The following is a 15975-nucleotide window of genomic DNA, read 5'->3' as shown; positions in this document are numbered from 1 at the left end:
TAACCATTCCATCTGCAAGCTCGGCCCATGCCGCGCCCTCATTCCTTTGACGAAGCCCCGATGCTTCCATTCTCCACGACACGGACCACTGCGCCCGCGCCGAAACTTCCCTCCTACATAGCCGACCACCGCAAGCGCCTCCGCACGCGCTTCATGTCCGACTGTGGCGCGGCGATGCCCGACTACGAACTGCTGGAGATGATCCTCTTCCGCGCCAACGCCCGCGCGGACATGAAACCGCTGGGCCGCCGCCTTCTGGAAACCTTCGGCGACTTCAACCGCGTCCTCGCAGCGCCGCCCGAGCGACTGCGCGACGTCGAAGGCGTCGGCGACGCCATAATCTGCGAACTCAAGCTGATCGAGGCAGCCGCACAACGCCTCGCCCGGTCGCGTGTGTTGCAGCGGCAGATCATCAGCTCGTGGACCGCGCTGATCGACTATTGCCACACCGCGCTGGCACATCGCGAGACTGAGCAGTTCCGCGTCCTCTACCTCGACCGCAAGAACGTCCTCATCGCGGACGAAGCGCAGGGCGAAGGCACGGTCGACCATGTCCCCGTCTACCCGCGCGAGGTGGTCAAGCGCGGGCTGGAACTGAACGCCTCGGCCCTGATCCTCGTCCACAACCACCCCTCGGGCGACCCGACCCCCAGCCAGGCCGACATCGACATGACCCGCCAGATCCAGTCCGCCGCCGAATCCCTGTCGATGACGGTCCACGACCACATCATCGTCGGCAAATCCACCGAACTCAGCTTCCGCGCCGAAGGCTACCTCTAGGCGCCGCACCGCTCCTTCATCTTGCCGGAAATATGCCCGCCGGAGGCGGGGCGGGCGAAGACCTCCCCTTCAGGGGAGGAATTCGTCCGCACCTCACAGCGCGACGCCCCATGGGCGGCGCAACCTCCGGCGCCCGATTTCGCATTGCCCTGCAATGCGAAGCCTCCGGCGGGAGTTTTTCCGGCCAGATGAAGCTGCGGGATCCTCGCCATTCCGGGCGGGGGTGCTAGTCTCGGATCAGACGGACAAGCACAGGACCCGAGCACGTGCCCCACGATCACGGACATCATCACCACCATCATCACGTGGCCCCGGCCGAGGGCGACCGGCGGGTCTGGGCGGCGATCGCGGTGAACATCGGGCTGACCTTCGTGCAGATCGTCGCCGGGGTGCTGTCCGGCTCGCTCTCGCTGATCGCGGATGCGGTGCACAACCTCAGCGATGCGCTGTCGCTGGTGATCGCCTTCTTCGCGCGCCGGATCGCCCGGCGGCCCGCCGACACCGCGATGACCTTCGGCTATGGCCGGGCCGAGGTTGTGGCCGCGCTGGTGAACTACACCACGCTGATCGTCATCGCCCTCTACCTCGCCGCCGAGGGGGCGCAGCGCCTGTTCGATCCGCAGGATGTCGAAGGCTGGACTGTCGTGATCGTCGCCGCCGTCGCGCTGGTGGTCGATACCGTCACCGCGCTGCTGATCTTCAGCCTGTCCAAGGACAGCGTGAACATCCGCGCGGCTTTCCTGCACAACGTGGCCGATGCGCTCGGCTCGGTCGCGGTGATCGTGGCGGGCGTGGTGATCCTGATCTACGACTGGCGGCTGATCGACCCGCTCGTGACGCTGGGGATCGCCGCCTACATCCTGTGGCACGCCGCCTCCGAGATCGGGCCGGTCGTCCGCATCCTGATGCTCGGCAGCCCCGACAGCCCGCATGTGGACGACGTACTGAGCCATATGCGCGGGGTCGATGAGGTGGAAGACGTGCACCACCTGCATCTCTGGCGGATGCAGGAGCACGAGATCGCGCTCGAGGCGCATATCGTGGCAGGCGAGGATGCGGAGCCGGACAGCCTGCGCACGCGGATACAGGCGGCGCTGGACCAGCATTTCGGCATCCACCACACCACCCTGCAGATCGAGACCCGCGGCAGCGCCTGCGACGGCGCGCCGGTGATCGGTCACTGAAACCGCTCACTGGCGGGGAATGCGGCCCATGGTGCGTTCGCGTTCGTAATAGGCGCGGGCGGACTTGTCGCGCTCGGGGCGGAAGCGCTCGCCCTCGGCCATCGCAGCCACCCGGTCGAGGCGGAAGGTGCGGAAGTCTCCACGCAGCTCGCACCAGCCGAGGAATGTCCAGACCTTGCCCCAGAAATAGAGGCCGAGCGGACGGATGCGCCGGTCGGTGGCCTGTCCGGCCTCGTCCAGGTAGCTGACATGCAGCGTCACGTGGTCGTTGGTCGCCCGTTCGATCCGGTCCAGCCTTTCGCGCACGTCCGCGGTCATGCCGGAGGCGCCGAAGGCGTGGATCTGGACGGAATCCGCCCGCGCCCGCGCACCGTCGGGCAGGACATCACCGATCTTGACCAGCGCCTCCTCGGCTGCCGCCGCCATCGCCGCGCCGCCCCAGGCCCGCAACAGCCGCGCGCCCGCGACCAGCGCCACGATCTCGTCCGCCGTGAACATCAGTGGCGGCAGGTCATATCCCTGCCGCATGACGTAACCGATCCCGGCCTCGCCCTCGATCGGCACGCCCGATCCCATCAGGTCGGCCACGTCGCGGTAGATGGTGCGTTTCGACACCTCCAGCCGCTCGGCAAGGTCCGAGGCGGTGACGAGCCGGCCGCCGCGCAGATGCTGCACGATCTGGAACAGACGGTCGGCCCGGCGCATCAGGTGGCCTTCCTGGGTTCGAACAGGCCGATGGAATTGCCGTCCGGGTCAATGATGTAGGTGAAGCGGCCCGGCGGGATCTCGATCGGGCCGTAGAGCACCTTGGCCCCCGCCCCCCGCGCCCGCTCCGTCGCCGCCTCGAGCGCGTCGGGCACGGCGAGGTGGATGGTCGGGCCCGCCCCGTTCGCGGCGGGGGTGCCGGGGTAGATGTGGCCGCCGGTCGCACCCATGTCGCCGCCGAAGACGGCCATCGGGTTCGGCCCGCTCTCGTCCAGTTCCAGCGACCAGCCGAACACCGTGTCGTAGAAGGCCATCGCTTTGGCCATGTCGGACACCGGGATTTCGGTCCAGACCACGTATGCCTTGTCTGTCATGTCTCCATCTCCTTTGCTCAGGGACAGGACTGACATGACATACCCCTGCTGACAGCTTTCTGTCAGCATGAGTCAGCGGGGCGCGGAAATCTCAGGGACGCCAGCCGAGGCCGTCTTCGGTCGCGCCGGCAGGGTGGTATTCGGCGCTGACCCAGCCGTCGTAGCCCTGTGCGTCGAGCATCCGGAAGAAGGCCGGGTAATCGACCGCTCCAGCGACCGGTTCGTGCCGGTCCGGCAGGCCCGCGATCTGGATGTGCCGGGCCAGATGGCCGTGCCGGTCCCACACGGCGAAGGCATCGCCCGTGATCTTCTGCGCGTGATAGGCGTCGAACTGGAGTGCGAGGTTGGGGGCCGCGACCTCGGCGATGATCTCGGCGGCGAGGTCGAAGTCGGACAGGAAGTAGCCCGGCATGTCGCCCTGGTTGATCGGCTCGATCGTCAGCGTCAGCCCCGGTGCGGCCGCGGTGGCGTGGCGCAGGTTCTCGACGAATGTCGCGCGGGCCGCCGGGCCTTCGGCCACGCCCGCCATGATGTGCAGCTTTTGCGCCTTGAGCGCCGTGGCGAACCGCAGGGCGCGGGCGAAGTCGTGACGGAAGCGGTCCGAGCCGCCGGGAATCGCGGCGAACCCGCGCTCGCCCCCGGTGTAGTTCGGCGGCGGCACGTTCATCAGCACGAGGGGCAGGCCGCAGATCGTCAGGGCGCGGGTGATCTCGGGGACCGGATCGTCATATGGAAACAGGATTTCGACGCCCGAGAAGCCATGTTCCCTGGCCGCGTAGATGCGATCGACCAGGGGCAGGTCAGTGAACAGGAACGAAATGTTCGCCGCGAACTTTGGCATGGATCTCCACCGGTCAACCCCGGTGTTCTAACCTGTTGCCGGGGTTCGAAAAAGAATATCAGGGATGTATGTCCAGGGACGGCTCAGTCGGGGGGCAGATCGGCCGCCTGTTCGATGGGAAAGAAGGCACCGTCGGACCACAGGCCAAACCACTCCGCCCCCTCGTGCGGCACCGTCTCGCCGGTGTCGACGATCCGGTAAAAGCTCTTGCGGTCGATCAGCGCCTCGAGCCCGCCGCGCACCAGCACGTAGGGCGCGGGTTCGCCGGTTTCGTCGTCCTGCGCCACGCGGATCGGGTGATCCGGCCCCGCCGTGACCTTGTCGCCAACGTTGGTGAGAAAGGTCAGGCTCTGGTCGCGCCCTTCGCCCTCGACCTCGACATCCACCGCAAGGAACGGCGCGTCCTCGACGCTGATCCGCCATTTCTCGACCGGCGTGACGAGGAAGAATTCATCACCGTCGCGCCGCAGGATGGTCGAGAACAGGCGCACCAGTTCGGGCCGGGTAAAGGCGGTGCCCTCGTGGAACCACGTCCCGTCACGCGCAATGTGCAGGTCCATGTCGCCAGACAGGTCGGGGGACCATTTGTCGACCGGCGGCAGGCCGCGGCCCTCGGCTGCACGAATGGAGGCGGCGATGGAAAGGGCAGATGGTTTCACGTCAATTTGTCCGTCGTTCAGTTTTGCCATTCGGGTGGAACAGCATACACTCACCTTCAAATAGAGTTCGACAGGGACACATCCATGACCGAATCCCCCACCATTCTGAACGAAGAGGACCTCGTCGCCGAGATCGAGGCGACCGAGGCCAAGCTTGCCGAGGCGAAGGCGTCGATCACCCGGCGGTTCGTCGGGCAGGAAAAGGTGGTCGAGCTGACGCTGTCCTCGCTCCTGTGCGGGGGCCATGCGCTGCTGATCGGCCTGCCGGGTCTGGGCAAGACGCGGCTGGTGGAGACGCTGTCGACGGTGATGGGTCTGCACGGCAACCGTATCCAGTTCACGCCGGACCTGATGCCGGCGGACATCCTCGGCTCCGAGGTGCTGGAGACGGCGGCGGACGGCAGCCGGGCGTTCCGGTTCCTGCAGGGCCCGATCTTCTGCCAGCTTCTGATGGCGGACGAGATCAACCGCGCCTCGCCCCGGACGCAGTCGGCGCTGCTGCAGGCAATGCAGGAAAAGAAGGTCACCGTCGCGGGCGAGGATCGCGACCTCGGGATGCCGTTCCACGTTCTGGCCACCCAGAACCCGATCGAGCAGGAGGGCACCTATCCCCTGCCCGAGGCGCAGCTTGACCGCTTCCTCGTCCAGATCGACGTCGAATACCCCGACCGCGAGACCGAGCGCGCGATCCTGACCACCACCACCGGCGTGATGGAGGAAGAGGCGCACGAGGTATTCACCGCCGCCGAGCTGATCCGCGCGCAGACCCTGCTGCGGCGGATGCCCGTGGGCGAGACTGTGGTGGAGCGGATCCTCGATCTCGTCCGCGCCTGCCGTCCCGACGATCCGAGCGCCAGCCAGCAGGTGCGCGACACCGTGAACTGGGGCCCCGGCCCGCGCGCCGCGCAGGCGCTGATGATGACGGTCCGCGCCCGTGCCATGCTGCAGGGCCGCCTCGCCCCGTCGGTCGAGGATGTCGCGGCGATGGCACGTCCCGTGCTGCAGCACCGCATGGGCCTGAACTTCGCCGCCCGCGCGCGTGGCGACAGCCTGCCGCGCCTGATCGAAACCATCGCCTCCGGCATCACGCGGGTCGAGGCCGCGGCGTGACCGAACCGACCGCCCTTCGCGGCCGCGCCGAGGAGGAAGCCGCCCGGCTTCCGGCCCTGCTGGCGCGGGCGGAGCATCTGGCCGGGACCGTCCTGCTGGGCGATCACGGCAGGCGGCGCGCGGGGCTGGGCGACGATTTCTGGCAATACCGTCCGGTGCAGCCGGGCGATCCCAGCCGGACCATCGACTGGCGCCGTTCGGCGCGGGGCGACGACCGGTTCGTCCGCCAGCGGGAATGGCAGATCGCGCAGAGCGTCATGCTCTGGGTCGATCAGGCCTCGTCCATGGCGTTCACCTCGGACGACAAGAAACTGCCGACCAAGGGCGAACGCGCCCGGCTGGTGGCGCTGGCGACCGCGATCCTGCTGGTGCGCGGCGGCGAACGGGTGGGCCTGACCGGCACGCTTCTGCCGCCCCGGCGCGGCAACAACCAGATCCTGCGGCTGGCCGAGTTCTTTTCGCGCGACGACGACAGCGATTACGGGGTGCCCGAGCACCGGGCGATGATCCCGAACGCTCGGGCGGTCTTCGTCTCGGATTTCCTCGGCGACGTGTCCGAAGTGCGGCTGGCGCTGACCAAGGCCGCCGACCGGGGCGTGCGCGGGGTGCTGCTGCAGATCCTCGATCCGACCGAGGAAGCGTTTCCGTTCCAGGGGCGCACGATATTCGAAAGCATGGGCGCGACGGTCCGGCACGAGACGCTGAAAGCCGGCGACCTGCGTGACCGCTATCGCCAGCGGCTCGCCGAACGCAAGGCCGAGCTGCACGATCTCTGCCAGCGCACCGGCTGGCAGTTCGAGACCCATCACACCGACGCCTCGGCGCAATCCGCCCTGCTGTGGATTTACCGTGCGCTCGACCGGGGGACATCATGACTCTAGGCGCAATCGGCTTCTCGGCCCCTTGGCTTCTGCTGGCGCTGGTGGCCCTGCCGATCCTGTGGATCATCCTGCGGGCCGTGCCGCCCGCACCGATCCGCCGCCGGTTCCCCGGCGTGGCGCTGCTGCTGGGGCTGAAGGACGACGAGAGCGTCACCGATCGCACGCCGTGGTGGCTGCTGCTGCTGCGGATGCTGGCGGTCGCGGCGGTCATCATCGGGCTCGCCGGTCCGGTGCTGAACCCCGAGGACGAAGGCGCCACCGCCGGGCGCGGCCCGCTGCTGATCCTCACGGACGGAAGCTGGGCCAGCGCCACCGACTGGGCCGACAGCGAGGAATCGATCGACGACCTGCTGGCCGAGGCCGCGCGGCAGGGCCGCACCGCCGCCGTCGTGCGCCTGACCTCGCCCGAAGCGCCCGTGTTCCAGACGCCCGACCTGTGGCGCTCGCGCCTGCCCGGCCTCGCGCCGCTGGCATGGGCCCCGAGCGAGGCGCAGATGGAGGAACTGGCTGAGGAACTGGGCGACACCGGCTTTGAAACCTACTGGTTCTCGGACGGGCTGGACCGCGAAGGTCGCGGCACCCTGCTCGAGGCGCTTCAGGATCGCGGCCCGGTCCGCGTCTTCGAAGGCGGCGCGCCGGTCATGGGCCTGAAGCCCGTGACCTTCGACGATGGCGCCGTCACCGTCACCGCCCTGCGCGCGATCCCCGGATCCGAGCGCGAGATCAACGTCAACGCCCATGGCCGCGACCCGGCGGGCGTGATGCGCATCCTCGCCACCGTCCCGGTCACCTTCGGTTCGGGCGAGACCGAGGCAACCGCCGAATCGCGCATCCCCGCCGAACTGCGCGCCCGCATCACCCATTTCGAACTGGCCGGTGCCCGCAGCGCCGGGGCCGTCAGCCTGACCGACGACAGCCTGCGCCGCCGCGAGGTCGCGCTGATCGCGGGCCGCGAGGATCGCGAGGGGCTGGAGCTGCTGTCGCCGCTGCACTACCTGCAACGCGCGCTCGAACCCTCCGCCGACCTGCTGCACGGCGCGCTGACCGACATCCTGCCCGCGAACCCCGACGTGATCGCGCTGGCCGATGTCGCCAAACTGTCCGAGGCCGAGACCGAAGGCCTCACCGCATGGATCGAGAAGGGTGGCATGCTGCTCCGCTTTGCCGGGCCGCGTCTTGCCGCCAGCGACGTCAGCCGCGATTCCGAAGACCCGCTGATGCCCGTCCGCCTGCGCGCCGGCGGCCGCAACGTCGGCGGCGCGATGAGCTGGGGCGAACCCAAGACGCTCGCCCCCTTCGAACAGGACAGTCCCTTCGTCGGCCTGCCGGTGCCCGAGGACGTCACCGTGTCCTCGCAGGTGATGGCCCAGCCCGATCCGACGCTGGCCGAACGGGTGATCGCGCGCCTCAGCGACGGCACCCCGCTGGTCACACGCAAACGGATGGGTGACGGGCAGGTCGTGCTGTTCCACGTCTCGGCCAACGCCGAATGGTCCAGCCTGCCGCTGTCGGGCCTCTTCGTTCAGATGCTGGAACGGCTCGCCGTCTCCTCCGCCGTCGCCCTGCCCGAAGCGGCGGACATGGCGGGCACCACGTGGCGCCCGGTCCGCATCCTCGATGCCTCGGGCACGCTCTCGACCGCGGGCACCCTGCCCGGTGTAGACGGTGCCGACCTGCTGACCCTGCCGCTCGGCCCCAACCTGCAGCCCGGCCTCTACGAGGGCGAAGACCGCCGCATCGCGCGCAACGTGCTGGATGCCGAAGCCTCTCTGGAGTCCTACGCATGGCCCGCCTCGGTCCCGGTCGAGGGCCTGTCGCGGGTCGAGGAAACGCCGCTCGGCGGCTGGCTGCTCGGGGCGGCGCTGATGCTGCTGGTGGCCGATATCCTCGCCTCGCTCGCCCTGTCGGGCCGCCTGACCGGCCCGCGCTCCGGCGTCGCCGCGACGCTGCTGCTGGCCGCCGCCGTCACGCTGACCCCCGCCGCGCCCCGCGCACAGGACACCACGGCACCCGAGGAGACCGGCGACGACGCGCTGGCCGCGCTGGCCACCGCCGAGGTCGTGCTGGCCCATATCGTCACCGGCAACCGCGAACTGGACGACATGGCGCAGGCGGGCCTCAAGGGCCTGTCCGACACGCTGTTCTTCCGCACCTCGGTCGAACCGGCGGAGCCGATGGCGGTGAACCTCGAAACCGACGAACTGGCCTTCTACCCGTTCCTCTACTGGCCGATCACCCCCGATCAGCCGACCCCCTCGGCCGAGGCCTATGCCAAGCTGAACCGTTACCTGCGGTCCGGCGGCATGATCCTGTTCGACACCCGCGATGCCGACATCGCCCGCTACGGCTCGGCCAGCCCGAACGGCCGCAAGCTGCAACAGCTCGCCGCCCCGCTCGACATTCCGCCGCTGGAGCCTGTACCCGCCGACCACGTCCTTACCCGCACCTTCTACCTGCTGCAGGACTTCCCCGGCCGCCATTCCGGCGGCACCGTCTGGGTCGAGGCCGCGCCCGCCGATGCGCAGCTGATCGAAGGCATGCCCTTCCGCAACCTGAACGACAACGTGACCCCGGTGGTCATCGGCGGCAACGACTGGGCCGCCGCATGGGCCGTGGATTCGCGCGGCAACCCGATGGTCCCCGTGGGCCGCGGCTATTCCGGCGACCGCCAGCGCGAGATCGCGAACCGCTTCGGCGTAAACCTCATCATGCACGTGCTGACCGGCAACTATAAGTCCGACCAGGTCCACGTGCCCGCACTGCTCGACAGGCTTGGCCAATGACCGGCACCATCGTTTTCGACCCCCTCCTGCCCTGGCCGGTGCTCGCCGTGCTGGCTGCTCTGTCGGCCGTCGGCATCGTCCTCGCGCTCTGGCGCGGCCTGACCGGCTGGGCCCTGCGCGGCCTTGCCGCGCTCGTCGTGCTGGGCGCACTGGCCGGTCCCGTCCTAAGGCAGGAAGACCGCGCGCCGCTGACCGACATCGTCCTGCTGGTCGACGACCGCTCCGCCAGCCAGGGACTGGCCGACCGTCCCGGACAGACCGACGCGGCGGTCGAGTCGCTGGAATCCCGCCTCGCCGCGCGCCCGAACACCGAGGTCCGCCGCGTCACCGTCGGCGACGGCCCGGACAACGCGGGCACGGAACTGATGAGCGCCGTCTCCGAAGCGCTGGCCGAGGAGCCGAGCGCACGGGTCGCCGGCACGATCATCGTCTCCGACGGCCGTCTGCACGACGTCGAACGCGCGCCTGACCTGCCCGCGCCCATGCACCTGCTGCTGACCGGCCAGCCCGAGGACTGGGACCGCCGTCTGATCGTCCGCAACGCCCCGGCCTTCGCCATCCTAGGCGAGCCGGTGACGCTGACCATCCGGGTCGAGGACATGGGCGCCGCCCCGGAGGGCGAAGTTCAGGCCCCGCTCGACATCTCGGTCGACGGGGGCGAGCCGCAGCGCTTCATGGTGGACATCGGGCGCGACATCGACCTGCCGATCACCCTGCCCCACGGCGGTCGCAACGTGATCCAGTTCTCGGTCCCCGAGGCCGAGGGCGAACTGACCCCGCGCAACAACACCGCCCTGATCCAGATGAACGGTGTCCGCGACCGGCTGCGCGTCCTGCTGGTGTCGGGCGAACCCCACGCCGGTGGCCGCACATGGCGCAACCTGCTGAAATCGGACAGTTCCGTCGACCTCGTCCACTTCACCATCCTGCGGCCCCCGTCCAAGCAGGACGGCGTGCCGGTCTCGGAACTCTCGCTGATCGCCTTCCCGACGCGCGAGCTGTTCCTCGAGAAGATCCACGACTTCGACCTGATCATCTTCGACCGCTACAAGCGGCGCGGCATCCTGCCCTCGCTCTACCTCGACAACGTCCGGCAATATGTCGAGGACGGCGGCGCGGTGCTGATCGCCGCCGGACCCGACTTCGCCTCGGCGGATTCGATCTACCGCTCGCCGCTGTCGGAAATCCTGCCCGCCCGCCCCTCGGCGCGGGTCATCGAACGCCCCTACCGCCCGCAGGTGACCGAGCTTGGCAGCCGTCACCCGGTGACGGCGGGGCTGATCAACGAGTGGGACGGCGACTGGGGCCGCTGGCTGCGCCAGATCGACGTCGCGCCGGTGGACGGGCGCGGACAGGTCGTCATGTCGGGGGTCGAAGAACGCCCGCTGCTGGTCCTCGAACGGGTCGGCGAAGGCCGCGTGGCGCTCCTGGCCTCGGACCACGCGTGGCTCTGGTCGCGCGGCTACGAGGGCGGCGGCCCGCAGCTTGAACTGTTGCGCCGCCTCGCCCACTGGATGATGAAAGAGCCGGAGCTGGAGGAAGAGGCGCTTTGGGCCGAGCCCACCGGCCAGACCATGCAGATCATCCGCCGGACCCTGTCCGAAACCGTGCCGCCGGTCGAGATCACCACGCCCTCGGGCGAGGTGGTGACGCTGGAACTGGAAGAAGTCTCGCCCGGTCGCTTCGAAACCATCTGGCGCGGGCCCGAGATCGGCCTCTACCGCCTGAAGAACGGCGAGGAAGAAGCGGTCATCGGCCTCGGCCCCGCCGCCCCGCGCGAGTTCGAGGCGACCATCGCCACGGGCGAGACCCTGCAGCCGGTGCTGGACGAGGTGCGCGGCGGTGCGATGGCCCTGAGCGAGGGGATGCCCTCGATCCGCGACGTCCGCCCCGGCCGCCCGGCCGCCGGACGCGGCTGGATCGGCCTGACGTCCCGCGATGCGCATGTGACGCAGGACGTGACGCTGACGTCGCTGCTGCCGCCCTGGCTGGTGCTGCTGCTGGCGGCCTCGCTGATCCTCGGCGCATGGCTCCGCGAAGGCCGGCGCTGACGGAAAGCGCGGACCGGGGCTCCGCCCGTCGCAAATACCGCCCGCACCGATGGCGGCCCCCGACGCCATCCGACCCGACCAGGCGACGATCCCGTGTTCATCTGGCCGGGTAAACTCCCGCCGGAGGCGCCGCGATTTGCGGGCTTCAGCCCGGAAATCGCCAAGTAAAGGCGCGCGCGGCCCGCAGGGCCGCGCTCCGTTCGGTCAGGCGTCCGAGATCTTCACCACCTGTTTGCCGGTGTTGCCGCCCTTGAGCAGCGACATGAACGCCTTGGGAGCATTTTCCAGCCCCTCGGCCACGTCCTCGACATAGGCGATCTCGCCCGATTTCACTTTCGGCGCGACCTCCTTGATGAATTCCGGGAACCGCGCGACGTGGTCGGTCTGCAGCAGGCCCTGCACCGTCAGGCGGTTCACGAGGATCATCCGCCACAGCTTGCCCGTCGGGAAACCCGCCGTCTCGTCCTCGGCCCCGTTGTACCAGGCGATCATGCCGCAGACGATGATCCGGCCGTGCAGGTTCATCAACGGCAGCACGCCACCCAGCGTAGGCCCGCCGACGTTCTCGAAATACACGTCGATCCCCTTGGGGCATTCCGCCGCCAGCGCATCCCGCATGGCGCGGGCATCCTTGCCGCGGTGGTCGATGCAAGCGTCAAATCCGAAGGTCTCGACCGCCATCCGGCACTTCTCGGCCCCGCCAGCGACGCCGATCGCCCTGAGCCCCGCCTGTTTCGCAAGCTGCCCGACCATCGAGCCCACCGGGCCCGTCGCGGCCCCGACGACCAGCGTCTCGCCCTCCTTCAGCTTCCCGTAGGCCGTGATCCCGGCCCAGGCGGTGAAGCCCGGCATCCCGAGCACACCCAGCCCGGCCGAAAGCGGCGCCATGTCCGGATCCCACTTGAAGGCCAGATCGCCCTTGATCACCCCGTGGTCCGCCCAGCCGAAGCGGCCGACCGCATAATCGCCGGGGGCAAAGTTCGGATGGTTCGACTTCAGCACCTTGCCGATGCCGCCCGCCTCCATCGTGCCGCCGATCGGCACCGGCTGGGCATAGCTCTTCACGTCGTCCATCCGGCCCCGCATGTAGGGGTCGAGCGACATGTAGGCGACCTGAACGAGGATCTCGCCCTCGCCCGGTTCGGGCATCTCGGCGGTTTCGAGACGAAAGTTTTCGTCCTGCGGCGCGCCGGTCGGACGGCTGGCGAGCACGATGCGGTTCATCTTGGTCATGTGGTTTCCTCCCTTTCCCGCAACACTAGCGGCAGGGACGGCAGTGCCAAGGGCCAAGGCAGGCGTGGACTTGTGGCCGCGAATGATTATATCCAGCGCCATCATGGCCAAGAAAGACGACAACCCGAACTACAAGGTGATCGCCGAGAACCGGCGCGCGCGGTACGATTACGCGATCGAGGAAGATCTGGAATGCGGGATCATCCTGACCGGATCCGAGGTCAAGAGCCTGCGCACGGGTCAGTCGAACGTGGCCGAGAGCTATGCCGAGGTGAAAGAGGGCGAGCTGTGGCTGGTGAACAGCTATATCGCCCCCTACGAACAGGCGATGTTCGGCCACGAGGAACGGCGGCGGCGCAAGCTTCTGGTCAGCAAGCGCGAACTGGCGCGGCTGTGGAACGAGACGCAGCGCAAGGGCATGACGCTGGTTCCGCTGGTCATGTATTTCAACCACCGTGGCATCGTGAAGCTGAAGATCGGCATCGCCAAGGGCAAGAAGAACGTCGACAAGCGCGAGACGCAGGCCAAGCGGGACTGGAACCGCCAGAAGCAGCGGCTGCTGAAAGAGCACAGCTGAGCGGCCGCGTTGCAAGCCGCCCCGGCGCGGGCTATGCCGGGGCGATCCAAGTCAGAACGGACCCGGCCAAGTGACCAACCACCTCTACAAGCGCGATCTGCCCGACGGGCTGGACCTTGGCCCCGTCGTGGCCATCGACTGCGAGACGATGGGCCTGAACCCGCATCGCGACCGGCTCTGCGTGATCCAGATGTCGGGCGGCGACGGCAACTGCCACATCGTGCAGGTCGGGATCGGCCAGACCGAGGCGCCGAACCTGTGCCGGATGCTCGAGGACCCCAAGGTGCTCAAGCTGTTCCACTTCGGCCGCTTCGATATCGCCGCGATGTATCACGCCTTCGGCGCGCTGGCGGCCCCGGTCTACTGCACCAAGATCGCCAGCCGTCTGATCCGCACCTATACAGACCGGCACGGTCTCAAGAACCTGACGCAGGAGCTGATCGGCGTGGACCTGTCCAAGGTCCAGCAGATGAGCGACTGGGGCGCAGAGACGCTGACCGACGCGCAGCTGGAATATGCCGCGTCGGACGTGCTCTACCTGCACCGCCTGCGCGAAAAGCTGGACGAGCGGCTGGCGCGCGAGGGGCGGACCGATCTGGCGCAGGCCTGTTTCGACTTCCTGCCGACCCGCGCGCGGCTGGATCTGGCCGGATGGCCGGAAACGGATATCTTCGCGCATACCTGAGGCACATATGACCGGACCCGCCACACCATCCACCGCCTCGGCCCATGCGACCGGCGGTGCGGGGCGGGCTGATGCGTGATCTGCGCAGCCGTGTCGTCGGAGTGCTGGGGATCGCCCTGCCGGTGGCCGCGCTGTCCCTGCTGACAGGGCTGTTCCTGTTTGCCCGCAAGGCTGCACCCCCCGACGATCTGCCCTTCGGTCAGAGCGAGCTGGAAACCCGCGCCGAGCGGCAGCAGGTCACGCTGCCGAGCGTCGCCGGTGCCACCGCGCGCGGCGACCTGATCGAGCTGACCGCGAACGAGATCCTGCCGGACCCGACCGACCCGCAGAGGCTCAGCGCGAACGGCATCGCCGCCGCCATCGACATGGTCGACGGCACCGCCATACGCTTCCGCGCCGACAGCGCCGAGGTGGACCGCGGTCGCGACATCGCCGCCCTGCGCGGGGCCGTGACGGTCAGCGCCTCGACCGGGCACGACATCCGGACCGAGGAGATCGAGATCGTCCTGTCGACCCTCGAAGCGCGCGCGACCGGACCGGTGACGGCGCAGGGCCCGGAGGGCACGGTCACGGCAGGTGGCATGGTCCTGCAGCCAACGCGCGAGGGCAATGACGCGCATTTGGTTTTCATGCGGGGGGTGAAGCTGGTATACGTGCCCGACCGATCGAAGGACCGACCATGAATTACGTCGCGCACCGCCTCCTGCTTGCCCTGTCCCTTTGCGCTTTCGCCCTGACCGCGGCGCCCGCAATGGCGCAGGGATCGAACCTCGCCTTCGGGCAGAACGCCCAGAACAGCGATGAACCGGTGGAGGTCGAGGCGGACAGCCTTGCCATCAGTCAGAACGATGGCACCGCAGAGTTCACCGGAAACGTGAAGATGACGCAGGGCGACCTGCGGATGACCGCGCCGCGCGTGCTGGTGCGGTATGCCGAGGACCAGAGCCGGATCCAGAGCCTCGAGGCGACCGGCGGCGTGGTGATCGTGAGCGGCGAGGACGTCGCCGAATCCGAACGCGCGGACTACGACGTGGATGCCGCCGAAATCGTGCTGAGCGGCTCCGTGACCGTGGTGCAGGGGCAGACGACGCTGACATCGGAACGGATGACGATCAGCCTCGATAACGGCACCGCAGTAATGCAGGGCCGGGTCCGCACGCTGCTGCAGCCGGGCAGCAACTGATGGCCGCGCCGGAGCTTTCCGCCATCGAAGGCTCCTCGGGGCTGCGGATCGTCAATCTGCGCAAGAGCTACCGCAAGCGCGTGGTGATCCGCGACGTGTCGATCTCGCTCGACCGGGGCGAGGTCGTGGCGCTGCTCGGCCCGAACGGCTGCGGCAAGACGACGACATTCTACTCCATCGCGGGGTTGGTGGTGCCCGAGGGCGGCCATGTCGTCGTGGACGGGCGCGACGTGACCGGCCTGCCGATGTATCGCCGGGCCCGGCTCGGCATCGGCTATCTGCCGCAGGAGATGTCGATCTTTCGCGGGCTGAACGTCGAAGACAACATCATGGCGATCCTCGAAATCAGCCAGAAGGACCCTCACAAGCGGCGCGAGCGGCTGGAGGAACTGCTGTCCGACTTCTCGATCGGCCACCTGCGCCAGGCCCCTGCCCTTGCCCTGTCCGGCGGTGAACGGCGGCGGGTGGAAATCGCGCGCTGCCTGGCGGCCGATCCCAAGTATCTGCTGCTGGACGAACCGTTCGCGGGGGTCGATCCGATCTCGGTCGCCGACATCCGGCACCTCGTGCATGACCTCAAGAACCGTGGGATCGGTGTCCTCATCACGGACCATAACGTCCGCGAGACGCTGGAGATCGTGGACCGCGCCTATATCCTGCATGACGGCAAGGTGCTGATGTCCGGCAGCCCCTCCGAGGTGGTGGAAAACGAAAACGTGCGCCGGGTCTATCTGGGCGACAGTTTCCGTATCCACTGACCCTGTCCCGGCGTCGTTTCGTAAGCCCGCGGACACCCTGCGCGACGGATTCGATTGACAGAACGGGGGGCGCTCGACTCAAATGGGCGTATGACCGCCATGCGTTCCGCCAGTTGCAGCCGATGGTCCGGGACACCCGGAACGGCGGCTTGCATGGAACTCAGGCGGTCT

General features: G+C 68.5%; 16 protein-coding genes. 11 read left to right on the top strand and 5 right to left on the bottom strand.

Annotation, left to right across the window (positions count from 1 at the left end):
* Nucleotides 1-60 precede the first annotated feature (60 nt).
* Together radC and ATO6_RS05575 are read left to right on the top strand one after the other, a co-directional pair.
* Nucleotides 61-780, top strand: coding sequence for a DNA repair protein RadC (gene radC / locus ATO6_RS05580; protein ID WP_254919073.1), 720 nt, complete (start codon nt 61-63; stop codon nt 778-780).
* A 266-nt stretch (nt 781-1046) separates the two neighbouring features.
* On the top strand, nt 1047-1964 hold the full coding sequence (locus ATO6_RS05575; RefSeq protein ID WP_088622908.1) for a cation diffusion facilitator family transporter: 918 nt from the start codon (nt 1047-1049) through the stop codon (nt 1962-1964).
* A gap of 6 nt (nt 1965-1970) precedes the next feature.
* Here the strand turns inward: ATO6_RS05575 and ATO6_RS05570 are convergent, their stop codons facing one another.
* The 4 genes from ATO6_RS05570 to ATO6_RS05555 form a co-directional block, all read right to left on the bottom strand.
* On the bottom strand, nt 1971-2669 hold the full coding sequence (locus tag ATO6_RS05570) for a YafY family protein (RefSeq protein WP_088622907.1): 699 nt from the start codon (nt 2667-2669) through the stop codon (nt 1971-1973).
* A complete protein-coding gene (locus ATO6_RS05565; protein WP_088622906.1) occupies nt 2669-3043 on the bottom strand; it encodes a VOC family protein in 375 nt (124 codons plus the stop codon). Before ATO6_RS05565 ends, ATO6_RS05570 begins: the two co-directional genes overlap by 1 nt.
* Nucleotides 3044-3134: 91 nt before the next feature.
* Nucleotides 3135-3884 carry a hydroxypyruvate isomerase family protein gene (locus ATO6_RS05560; RefSeq protein ID WP_088622905.1) on the bottom strand — a complete coding sequence of 250 codons (750 nt, stop codon included), beginning with the start codon at nt 3882-3884 and terminating at the stop codon, nt 3135-3137.
* 83 nt (nt 3885-3967) lie between these two features.
* Entirely contained in the window at nt 3968-4573 is a 606-nt protein-coding gene (locus ATO6_RS05555) for a DUF1285 domain-containing protein (protein ID WP_088622904.1), read from the bottom strand.
* A gap of 54 nt (nt 4574-4627) precedes the next feature.
* On the opposite strand from ATO6_RS05555, the gene ATO6_RS05550 reads away from it, so the two are divergent.
* The 4 genes from ATO6_RS05550 to ATO6_RS05535 are packed head-to-tail and all read left to right on the top strand — an operon-like array spanning nt 4628 to nt 11368.
* Nucleotides 4628-5653 (top strand): MoxR family ATPase, encoded by a 1026-nt coding sequence (locus tag ATO6_RS05550; protein ID WP_176440837.1) that lies wholly within the window; start codon nt 4628-4630, stop codon nt 5651-5653.
* On the top strand, nt 5650-6528 hold the full coding sequence (locus ATO6_RS05545) for a DUF58 domain-containing protein (RefSeq protein ID WP_088622903.1): 879 nt from the start codon (nt 5650-5652) through the stop codon (nt 6526-6528). The genes ATO6_RS05550 and ATO6_RS05545 overlap by 4 nt, the downstream gene beginning before the upstream one ends.
* A complete protein-coding gene (locus ATO6_RS05540; RefSeq protein WP_088622902.1) occupies nt 6525-9317 on the top strand; it encodes a DUF4159 domain-containing protein in 2793 nt (930 codons plus the stop codon). Before ATO6_RS05545 ends, ATO6_RS05540 begins: the two co-directional genes overlap by 4 nt.
* Entirely contained in the window at nt 9314-11368 is a 2055-nt protein-coding gene (locus tag ATO6_RS05535) for a hypothetical protein (RefSeq protein ID WP_088622901.1), read from the top strand. Before ATO6_RS05540 ends, ATO6_RS05535 begins: the two co-directional genes overlap by 4 nt.
* A 204-nt stretch (nt 11369-11572) precedes the next feature.
* Here ATO6_RS05535 and ATO6_RS05530 read toward each other — a convergent pair whose 3' ends face one another.
* Nucleotides 11573-12601, bottom strand: a complete 1029-nt coding sequence (locus ATO6_RS05530; RefSeq protein ID WP_088622900.1) for an NADP-dependent oxidoreductase — start codon at nt 12599-12601, stop codon at nt 11573-11575.
* Between the two features lie 103 nt (nt 12602-12704).
* Here ATO6_RS05530 and smpB point away from each other — a divergent pair, with 103 nt between their 5' ends.
* The 5 genes from smpB (at nt 12705) to lptB (ending at nt 15804) form a co-directional block, all read left to right on the top strand.
* Nucleotides 12705-13178, top strand: a complete 474-nt coding sequence (gene smpB / locus ATO6_RS05525) for an SsrA-binding protein SmpB (RefSeq protein WP_088622899.1) — start codon at nt 12705-12707, stop codon at nt 13176-13178.
* A 70-nt stretch (nt 13179-13248) separates the two neighbouring features.
* Nucleotides 13249-13863: a ribonuclease D gene (locus ATO6_RS05520; protein ID WP_088622898.1), complete on the top strand. Its 615-nt coding sequence runs from the start codon at nt 13249-13251 to the stop codon at nt 13861-13863.
* A gap of 71 nt (nt 13864-13934) precedes the next feature.
* Complete coding sequence (gene lptC / locus ATO6_RS05515; RefSeq protein WP_176440836.1) at nt 13935-14546, top strand: LPS export ABC transporter periplasmic protein LptC; 612 nt, start codon at nt 13935-13937, stop codon at nt 14544-14546.
* Nucleotides 14543-15046, top strand: a complete 504-nt coding sequence (gene lptA / locus ATO6_RS05510; protein WP_088622896.1) for a lipopolysaccharide transport periplasmic protein LptA — start codon at nt 14543-14545, stop codon at nt 15044-15046. The genes lptC and lptA overlap by 4 nt, the downstream gene beginning before the upstream one ends.
* Nucleotides 15046-15804: an LPS export ABC transporter ATP-binding protein gene (gene lptB, locus ATO6_RS05505; protein ID WP_088622895.1), complete on the top strand. Its 759-nt coding sequence runs from the start codon at nt 15046-15048 to the stop codon at nt 15802-15804. The genes lptA and lptB overlap by 1 nt, the downstream gene beginning before the upstream one ends.
* Nucleotides 15805-15975 lie beyond the last annotated feature (171 nt).

Source organism: Oceanicola sp. 22II-s10i (assembly GCF_002210105.1).
In the GTDB taxonomy this organism is placed as follows: domain Bacteria; phylum Pseudomonadota; class Alphaproteobacteria; order Rhodobacterales; family Rhodobacteraceae; genus Pseudooceanicola.
Note: the sequence above shows the minus strand (reverse complement) of the source record. Positions and strands in the feature narration are given on the sequence as shown.

Bases quoted from the DNA above. Each gene is read 5' to 3' on its own strand.
- radC (WP_254919073.1), top strand. From the start codon at position 61: ATGCTTCCATTCTCCACGACACGGACCACTGCGCCCGCGCCGAAACTT.
- ATO6_RS05570 (WP_088622907.1), bottom strand. From the start codon at position 2,669: ATGCGCCGGGCCGACCGTCTGTTCCAGATCGTGCAGCATCTGCGCGGC.
- ATO6_RS05565 (WP_088622906.1), bottom strand. From the start codon at position 3,043: ATGACAGACAAGGCATACGTGGTCTGGACCGAAATCCCGGTGTCCGAC.
- ATO6_RS05560 (WP_088622905.1), bottom strand. From the start codon at position 3,884: ATGCCAAAGTTCGCGGCGAACATTTCGTTCCTGTTCACTGACCTGCCC.
- ATO6_RS05555 (WP_088622904.1), bottom strand. From the start codon at position 4,573: ATGGCAAAACTGAACGACGGACAAATTGACGTGAAACCATCTGCCCTT.
- ATO6_RS05550 (WP_176440837.1), top strand. From the start codon at position 4,628: ATGACCGAATCCCCCACCATTCTGAACGAAGAGGACCTCGTCGCCGAG.
- ATO6_RS05540 (WP_088622902.1), top strand. From the start codon at position 6,525: ATGACTCTAGGCGCAATCGGCTTCTCGGCCCCTTGGCTTCTGCTGGCG.
- ATO6_RS05535 (WP_088622901.1), top strand. From the start codon at position 9,314: ATGACCGGCACCATCGTTTTCGACCCCCTCCTGCCCTGGCCGGTGCTC.
- ATO6_RS05530 (WP_088622900.1), bottom strand. From the start codon at position 12,601: ATGACCAAGATGAACCGCATCGTGCTCGCCAGCCGTCCGACCGGCGCG.
- smpB (WP_088622899.1), top strand. From the start codon at position 12,705: ATGGCCAAGAAAGACGACAACCCGAACTACAAGGTGATCGCCGAGAAC.
- lptC (WP_176440836.1), top strand. From the start codon at position 13,935: ATGCGTGATCTGCGCAGCCGTGTCGTCGGAGTGCTGGGGATCGCCCTG.
- lptA (WP_088622896.1), top strand. From the start codon at position 14,543: ATGAATTACGTCGCGCACCGCCTCCTGCTTGCCCTGTCCCTTTGCGCT.
- lptB (WP_088622895.1), top strand. From the start codon at position 15,046: ATGGCCGCGCCGGAGCTTTCCGCCATCGAAGGCTCCTCGGGGCTGCGG.